A 2,098-nucleotide genomic window follows, 5' to 3' on the forward strand; every position below is an offset into this window, starting at 1 on the left:
CGGGCCCCCTCGCCGGTGCCCCCGCAGCACCGCCCGCCGGATCGGCCACGTCGACGGTGACCCCGACCTCCGCCCAGGCCGCCCGTACGGCCTCGGCCCGGCCGCCCGCGGCGGCGACCGTCGCGGCGGCGAAGCCCGCGAAGTCGGTGTCGGGTCCGATCCCGCTGGTGAGCGCGGCGTACCAGATCCGCCCGGCGCCCTCCCAGGTCGAGCCGCCGATGGCGGTGGCGGCGAGCTGGAAGGCCCGGTTGGGGATGCCGGAGTTGAGGTGCACGCCCCCGTTGTCGTCGGCGGTGTCGACGTAGTCGCGCAGGTGGCCGACCTGCGGGTCGCGGCCCAGCTGCGGGTCGTCGTACGCCGTGCCGGGCGCGGCCATGTCGCGCAGCGCCCGGGCCTGCACCCCGGGCAGGAAGATGCCGGCGCCGATCAGCCAGTCCGCGTCGGCCGCGGTCTGGCCGAGCAGGCGCTGCTTGAGGCACGCGGCGAACACGTCCGAGACCGACTCGTTCAGTGCGCCGGATTGCCCCTGGTAGCGCAGGCCCGCGGTGTGCTCGGTGACCGCGTGGGTGAGCTCGTGGCCGAGCACGTCGACGGGCTTGGTGAACCGATCGAACACCCGCCCGTCCCCATCGCCGAACACCAGCTGGCGGCCGTCCCAGAACGCGTTGTCGTAGTCGCGCCCGTAGTGGACGGTCAGGCTGACCGGCGCGCCGTCGCCGTCATACGACGAGCGCCCGTAGACCTCCGCGAACAGCGCGAGCGCCCCCGTGATCCCGGTGGCCGCCTCGTCGACGGCGGCGTCCCCGGACTCCGGCTGGGCGGCCGTCCGCACGACACGGCCCGGGAGCGTGGTCCGATTGTCGGCGGTGTGCACGGTCCAGGGCGGTCCGCCGGCCAGCAGGGTCCGCTCGGCCACGGGCACGGTCCGCCCGGCGCGCAGCCGCTCGTCGACGACCAGGCTGTCCGGCGCGACGCGGCGCAGCAGGTAGGGCGGCACGAACCGGCAGGTCATGTCGCCACGGTGCCACCCGCTGCGCCGGTCCACCAGGGCCGGCGTACGAAGACCCGCCAGATCAGCCGGCGGGCGCGCGGTCCGGCGGGAACCCACCGGTCGCGACCGGACCCCAGGAGTCGACCCGGATGCGGATCAGCGACTTGCCCTGCCGGCGCATCGCCTCGCGGTACTCGTCCCAGTCGGGGTGCTCGCCCGCGATGCAGCGGTAGTACTCGACCAGGCCGTCCTCGGCCTCCTGCGCGGGCATGTCCAGGACCTCCGCGGTGCCGTCGACCTGCACCCAGGCGTCGTCCCAGTCGTCGGAGAGCACCAGCACGGTGGCCGCCGGGTTGCGGCGCAGGTTCACCGCCTTGGCGCGGTCGGGGTACGTCGAGATCACGATGTGCCCGTCGGCGCCCACCCCACCGCTCACCGGCGAGAGCTGCGGCCGGCCGTTGGCGCGGGTCGTGACCAGCACCAGGTGGTGACGGGTGCGGACGAAGTCGAGCAGCTCGTCGCGGCTGACGCGGTCCTTCGTGGCGATCCGGGGCATGGGGCCACTGTAGGTCGGGTCCGACGGGCGGGGGCGGGCGCGGGCCGGTCGCGCGGAGGATCCCCGGTGGACCGGGGATTCCTCCGCTTGTCAGGGGTTGCAACGGCCGACAAGCGGGAGGAACCCCTGACCAGTCCTGTGGACAGCGCAGCTCCGGGCGTCCGGGCGGCGGTCCGAGGATGCAGCCCAGTGGCGCCGCGGCCACTAGACTCGATCCTCGTGCCTACTACCGCTCGCACCGACCTCCGCAACGTCGCGATCGTCGCGCACGTCGACCACGGCAAGACCACGCTCGTCGACGCGATGCTCCGCCAGGGCGGCGCGTTCACCGAGCACCAGGCCGAGGGTGTCGCCGACCGCGTCATGGACTCCGGTGACCTCGAGCGCGAGAAGGGCATCACGATCCTCGCGAAGAACACCGCGATCCACTACGCGGGCCCCTCGGGCGGCGGCCAGCCGATGACGATCAACATCATCGACACCCCCGGCCACGCCGACTTCGGCGGCGAGGTCGAGCGCGGACTCTCGATGGTCGACGGCATCGTGCTGCT

The 2,098-nt window shown here is 74.0% G+C and carries 3 protein-coding genes; 1 reads left to right on the forward strand and 2 read right to left on the reverse strand.

Annotated features, from left to right (window positions below; genetic code table 11):
• On the reverse strand, window positions 1-1,012 hold a 1,012-nt coding region (locus tag VGD85_RS22750), incomplete at its 3' end, for a M4 family metallopeptidase (protein WP_331065714.1).
• Window positions 1,013-1,073: 61 nt separating this feature from the next.
• The gene (locus VGD85_RS22755; protein ID WP_331065715.1) at window positions 1,074-1,547 is read right to left on the reverse strand and encodes a PPOX class F420-dependent oxidoreductase; all 474 of its coding nucleotides are present in this window, start codon (window positions 1,545-1,547) and stop codon (window positions 1,074-1,076) included.
• Window positions 1,548-1,766: 219 nt separating this feature from the next.
• Here VGD85_RS22755 and VGD85_RS22760 point away from each other — a divergent pair.
• A partial coding sequence (locus VGD85_RS22760; protein WP_331065716.1) for a GTP-binding protein occupies window positions 1,767-2,098 on the forward strand: 332 nt, incomplete at its 3' end.

The organism is Nocardioides sp. (genome assembly GCF_036401255.1).
Taxonomy (GTDB): Bacteria; Actinomycetota; Actinomycetes; order Propionibacteriales; family Nocardioidaceae; genus Nocardioides.